Source organism: Streptomyces graminilatus, from assembly GCF_001418565.1.
Taxonomy (GTDB): domain Bacteria; phylum Actinomycetota; class Actinomycetes; order Streptomycetales; family Streptomycetaceae; genus Streptomyces; species Streptomyces graminilatus.
Window position 1 is genome coordinate 1 of the sequence record NZ_LIQQ01000343.1, and the last position, 5,800, is coordinate 5,800.

Sequence of the window (5,800 nt, forward strand, 5' to 3'; positions counted from 1 at the left end):
AAGGGGCCTCGTCCTCAAGCGCCGGACGGGCTGGAATGGCCCGGCCTGGGCTGGAGCCACGGTGCGGGCGGGTGGGAGACACCGCTGCCACGGGCTTACGTGTCGGACCCGCTGGAAGCGACCAGTGCCCGCATCACCCTCAGGTCCTCGCCCATCTCCGGGTGCCACTGCACGCCCAGTACCCACCCGGAGCCGGGGTCCTCCGCCTCCACCGCCTCCACCGTCCCGTCCTCCGCGTACGCCGACGCCATGAGCCCCCGGCCCAGGCGGTCCACCGCCTGGTGGTGGAACGTCGGTACCGTCGTCGCCTCCGGTACCGCGTCCGCGTACCGCGTTCCCGGTACCGGTTTCACGGTGTGGGCGCCGAAGACGCCCGGTGACTCCGCGTGGCCGTCGATGTGCTGGACCAGCGTGCCGCCCAGGGCGACATTCAGCAGTTGCATGCCCCGGCAGATGCCCAGCAGCGGGGTGCCGGTCGCCAGGGCCGCCTCGATCAGGGCCAGTTCCCAGGCGTCGCGTGCCTCGGCGGGCGGCCCCGTACGAGGGTCGCGCTCGGCGCCGTACCGGGCCGGATCGACGTCGGGACCGCCCGCGATCACCACACCGTCGAGCCGGGCGACCACCGCCGCGGCGTGGGCCGGGTCGTCCGGCGGGAGCATCGCGGCGATGCCCCCGGCCCGCTGCACGAGCCGCGGATACCCGGCCGGCAGCAGCGCCGCCGGCAGGTCCCACGCACCCCACCTCGTGCCGGCCTCCAGATACGTGCTGACGCCGATGAGCGGTCGTCGTCCGGTCGTCGTCACGAGGGTCTCCCTACGGCTTTGGCGTCCAGCGGGCATCAGTACGGGCCTTCGGCACGGCATGCGCTTTCAATGGCGTACTGCCATACCTTTGCCGACGCCCGGCCCGCCTGGCAACCCATGCCCCGTGCCCCACCCGCGTCACGCCAGGAAACCCCGCAACAGCGCCGCCGTCCCCGAACAGTGCTCCCGCATCATCTCCCGCGCCCCGTCCGTGTCCCCGTCGAGCACCGCGTCCACCAGCGCCGCGTGCTGGCGCTGCGAGTGCTCCAGGTTGCGTACCAGCAGCGGGATGCAGTCCAGCAGGTCGTTCACCGTCGCCCGTACCGCCGCGTACTGCGAGGTCAGCGTGGGGGAGCCGCACAGTTCGGCGAGCGTGAGGTGGAGCAGGGTGTCCAGGCGGCGGTAGTCGGGCAGCGGCGCGTCCTGGGTGCGTGCCAGCGCCTCCCGCAGCCGGTCCGCCTGCTGCGCCGACAGCCCGTGCTGGGCGCACAGCCCCGCCGCACCCACCTCCAGCACCTCCCGGAAGCGCAGTACGTCCTCGATGTCGACCGCGCTGATCCGCCGCCGCAGCTCCACCTCGCCGCCCGAGGCGTCCCGGGGAAGGACGAACGTGCCGCCGTACCGGCCGCGCCGGGACTCCACGAGACCCTGGTCCTGGAGTACCTTCAGCACCTCGCGCAGGGTCACCCGGCTGATCCCGAGCCGCTCGGCGAGGTCGCGCTCGGCCGGCAGCCGCTCGCCGCCCGGCACCAGGCCCAGCCGGACCACCTGGAGGATCTGTTCCAGCGCCTCCTCGAAACCGTTGCCCGCCCGCACGGGCCGCAGCACCGGCGTCAACCGGTCCGCCAAGCCGTCCGTCGCGTCCATCGACATCTCGCCGTGCCCCCTTCCCAAGCAATGGTTCTCCGCAATACCTTATGGCTTCCGGCCCGGCCGAAAAAGCGCGCAGCAGCCGAAGGAGCTTTCCCGTGGCAGACCGCACACCCCCGCTCAGCGTCGAGGAGCTGCACGCCCTCGTCGCGAGCGGAGAGATCGACACTGTCGTCCTGGCCTTCCCCGATATGCAAGGGCGGCTCCAGGGCAAGCGGTTCGCCGCCCGTTTCTTCCTCGACGACGTCCTGGAGCACGGCACCGAGGGCTGCAACTATCTCCTCGCCGTCGACACCGAGATGAACACGGTCGACGGCTACGCGATGTCCAGCTGGGAGCGGGGGTACGGCGACTTCGCCATGCACCCGGACCTCTCCACGCTCCGTCGCCTGCCCTGGAACGCCGGTACGGCCTTCCTCGTCGCCGACCTCGCCTGGAACGACGGGTCCCCGGTCGTCGCCGCGCCCCGCCAGATCCTCCGCCGCCAGCTCGACCGGCTCGCCGAACTCGGGTTCACCGCCAAGGTCGGCACCGAACTCGAGTTCATCGTCTTCAAGGACACCTACGAGCAGGCCTGGGACGCGCACTATCGCGGCCTGACCCCGGCGAACCAGTACAACGTCGACTACTCCGTCCTCGGCACCGGCCGCATCGAGCCGCTGCTGCGCCGCATCCGGAACGAGATGACGGCCGCCGGACTGACCGTGGAGTCCGCCAAGGGCGAGTGCAATCCGGGCCAGCACGAGATCGCCTTCAAGTACGACGACGCCCTCGTCACCTGCGACCAGCACGCCATCTACAAGACCGGCGCCAAGGAGATCGCGAGCCAGGAGGGCTGCTCGCTCACCTTCATGGCCAAGTACAACGAGCGCGAGGGCAACTCCTGCCATATTCATCTCTCGCTCGCGGACGCGGACGGCAAGAACGTCATGGCCGGTACCTCGGACGACCCGGGCGGCATGTCCGAGGTGATGCGGTACTTCCTCGCCGGGCAGCTCGCCGCGCTGCGGGACTTCTCGCTCCTCTACGCGCCCAACATCAACTCGTACAAGAGATTCCAGCCGGGCTCCTTCGCGCCGACCGCCGTCGCCTGGGGCTACGACAACCGCACCTGCGCGCTGCGGATCGTCGGCCACGGCCGGTCCATGCGGTTCGAGAACCGGCTGCCCGGCGGTGACGTCAACCCGTACCTCGCCGTCGCCGGGCTCGTCGCGGCGGGGCTGTACGGCATCGAGCACAAACTGGAACTGCCCGAGGTGTGCGCCGGGAACGCGTACGCCGGTGAGTACGCGCACGTCCCGACCACCCTGCGCGAGGCCGCCGAGCTGTGGGAGAACAGCCCCATCGCCCAGGCCGCCTTCGGCGACGAGGTGGTCGCCCACTACCGCAACATGGCACGCGTCGAACTCGACGCCTTCGACGCCGCGGTGACCGACTGGGAGCTTCGCCGCTCCTTCGAACGCCTGTGATGCGAACACCCGTGAAAGGTTCTTCCTTGTCGTACGAGTACGAGTACGAGCATGAGCTCCGCGTTCTCAATCCCGCCACCGAGGACATCGTCGCCACCGTCCCCGCCGCCACCCGCGAGGACGTGGACGCGGCCGTCGTACGGGCCACGCACGCGCAGGCACGCTGGGCCGCCCTCGCGCCCGCCGACCGAGCCCGCCTGCTGCGCCGCTTCGCGGCCACCGTCGACGAACACCTCGAAGAACTGGCCCAGTTGGAGGTGCGGGAGGCCGGACACGTCATCGGCAACGCGCGCTGGGAGGCCGGCAACGTCCGCGACCTGCTCGACTACGCGGCGGGAGGGGTGGAGCGGCTGACCGGGCGTCAGATCCCGGTCGCGGGCGGCCTCGACATCACCATCCTCGAACCGCTCGGCGTCGTCGGCGTCATCGCGCCCTGGAACTTCCCCATGCCCATCGCGGCTTGGGGGACGGCCCCGGCACTCGCCGCCGGCAACGCGGTGATCCTCAAGCCCGCCGAGACCACCCCCCTGACCGCCCTGCGCCTGGCCGAACTCGCCCTGGAGGCAGGCCTGCCCGAGGGCCTCTTCCAGGTGCTGCCGGGCCACGGCCCCGTCGCGGGCAACGCGCTCGTCGAGCACCCGGGCGTCGCGAAGATCGTCTTCACCGGGTCGACCGGCGTGGGCAAGCAGGTGCTGGCGAAGGGGTCGGCGCTCCTCAAGCGCGTCACCCTCGAACTCGGCGGCAAGAGCCCCAACATCGTCTTCGCCGACGCGGACATCGAGGCCGCCGCAGCGGCGACACCCATGTCCTTCCTCGACAACTCCGGCCAGGACTGCTGCGCCCGCACCCGCATCCTCGTCCAGCGCTCCGTGCACGACCGCTTCCTCGAACTCCTCGCCCCCGCCGTCGAGTCCGTCCTCGTCGGCGACCCGGCGGACGAGAAGACCCAGATGGGCCCGCTGATCTCCAGGGTCCAACTGGACCGCGTACGCGCGTACGTCACCGACGACCTGACCGGTATCCGGGGCGAGGCGCCCGAGGGCCCCGGTTTCTGGTTCCCGCCCACCGTCCTCACCGACGTCGACCCGCACGCGCGCGTGGCCGTCGAGGAGGTCTTCGGACCGGTCGCGGTCGTCCTCCCCTTCGAGGACGAGGCGGACGCGATCGAGCTCGCCAACGGCACCGACTACGGCCTCTCCGGCTCCATCTGGACCCGGGACGTGGGTCGCGCGCTGCGCGTCTCGCAGGCCGTCCGGGCAGGCAACCTCTCCGTCAACTCGCACTCCAGCGTGCGTTATTGGACCCCCTTCGGCGGCTTCAAGCAGTCCGGGATCGGCCGCGAGCTCGGCCCGGACGCCCTCACCGCCTTCACCGAGACCAAGAACGTCTTCATCAGCACCCTCAGCACGGAAGGCCCCACACAGTGACCGCAGAGAGCATTTGCCGCCGTCTCGTCGGCCGTACCGCCGTCATCACCGGTGCCGGCAGCGGCATCGGCCTCGCCACCGCGCGCAGGCTCGCCTCCGAGGGCGCGAACGTCGTCTGCGGCGACGTCGACGAGACCCGCGGGAAGGCCGCCGCCGACGAGGTGGGCGGGCTCTTCGTCAAGGTCGACGTCACCGACCCCGACGAGGTCGAGGCGCTCTTCAAGACGGCGTACGACACCTACGGCAGCGTCGACATCGCGTTCAACAACGCCGGTATCTCGCCGCCCGACGACGACTCCATCCTGGACACCGGCCTGGAGGCCTGGAAGCGCGTCCAGGAGGTCAACCTCACCTCCGTCTTCCTGTGCTGCAAGGCCGCGATCCCCTACATGCGGCGCCAGGGCAAGGGCTCGATCATCAACACGGCCTCGTTCGTGGCGAGGATGGGCGCGGCGACGTCCCAGATCTCGTACACCGCGTCCAAGGGCGGTGTCCTCGCGATGACCCGAGAACTGGGCGTGCAGTTCGCCCGGGAAGGCATCCGCGTCAACGCACTCTGCCCCGGCCCGGTGAACACCCCGCTCCTCCAGGAACTGTTCGCCAAGGACCCGGAGCGCGCCGCCCGCCGGCTCGTCCACATCCCGGTCGGACGCTTCGCCGAGGCCGACGAGATCGCCGCCGCCGTCGCCTTCCTGGCCAGCGACGACTCGTCGTTCGTCAACGCCACGGACTTCCTGGTCGACGGCGGCATCGCGGGCGCGTACGTCACGCCCGTGTAGCCGGCGGTCGCATCCGGCATCTGTGCTCAACAGCCGTACGGTTTCCCGGGGTTGGAACACCCGGGAAACCGCACGGAACGGGTCGGGACACGCCGCCCGCCCGGACCGGCGGCGCGGCGTACCCGGGCCGCCCACCGATGATCGACTCGGCCCGCCGGACACGATTACCGCAGGGTAGGGGGACGATCCGGGCAGAAGCCCCGGAGGACGTGGACTGGTTCCCGTCCGGTGGGGGGCAACCCGTAGAGTGACGCTTCACGCAGGGAGGAGCCACCGCGCGCGGAGGTACGCGCCCGGATGGCCGCCCGCAGGCGCGGGTATGCCTGCCAGGACGGCCGCGTCCCGCGCCGCACGGACTCCGCGGCCCTGCGCCGGTACGAGGAAACGGGGGGGTGCATGAGCACGGAAGCGCGGAGCGCCTTCATCCCCCCGCGCCCGACCACCCAGCCACC

General features: G+C 71.1%; 5 protein-coding genes. 3 read left to right on the top strand and 2 right to left on the bottom strand.

What is annotated here, in order from left to right:
* Positions 1-95: 95 nt before the first annotated feature.
* Positions 96-803 carry a gamma-glutamyl-gamma-aminobutyrate hydrolase family protein gene (locus AOK08_RS27450; protein WP_241827108.1) on the bottom strand — a complete coding sequence of 236 codons (708 nt, stop codon included), beginning with the start codon at positions 801-803 and terminating at the stop codon, positions 96-98.
* Positions 804-941: 138 nt separating this feature from the next.
* A complete protein-coding gene (locus AOK08_RS27455; RefSeq protein ID WP_055530954.1) occupies positions 942-1,676 on the bottom strand; it encodes a FadR/GntR family transcriptional regulator in 735 nt (244 codons plus the stop codon).
* Between the two features lie 95 nt (positions 1,677-1,771).
* Here AOK08_RS27455 and AOK08_RS27460 point away from each other — a divergent pair, with 95 nt between their 5' ends.
* Genes AOK08_RS27460 through AOK08_RS27470 form a run of 3 tightly spaced genes read left to right on the top strand, consistent with a single transcriptional unit; the run spans position 1,772 to position 5,348 of the window.
* Complete coding sequence (locus AOK08_RS27460) at positions 1,772-3,142, top strand: glutamine synthetase family protein (protein WP_055530956.1); 1,371 nt, start codon at positions 1,772-1,774, stop codon at positions 3,140-3,142.
* Entirely contained in the window at positions 3,142-4,569 is a 1,428-nt protein-coding gene (locus tag AOK08_RS27465) for an aldehyde dehydrogenase family protein (protein ID WP_055530958.1), read from the top strand. Before AOK08_RS27460 ends, AOK08_RS27465 begins: the two co-directional genes overlap by 1 nt.
* Positions 4,566-5,348, top strand: a complete 783-nt coding sequence (locus AOK08_RS27470) for a 3-oxoacyl-ACP reductase (RefSeq protein WP_055530960.1) — start codon at positions 4,566-4,568, stop codon at positions 5,346-5,348. The genes AOK08_RS27465 and AOK08_RS27470 overlap by 4 nt, the downstream gene beginning before the upstream one ends.
* Positions 5,349-5,800 lie beyond the last annotated feature (452 nt).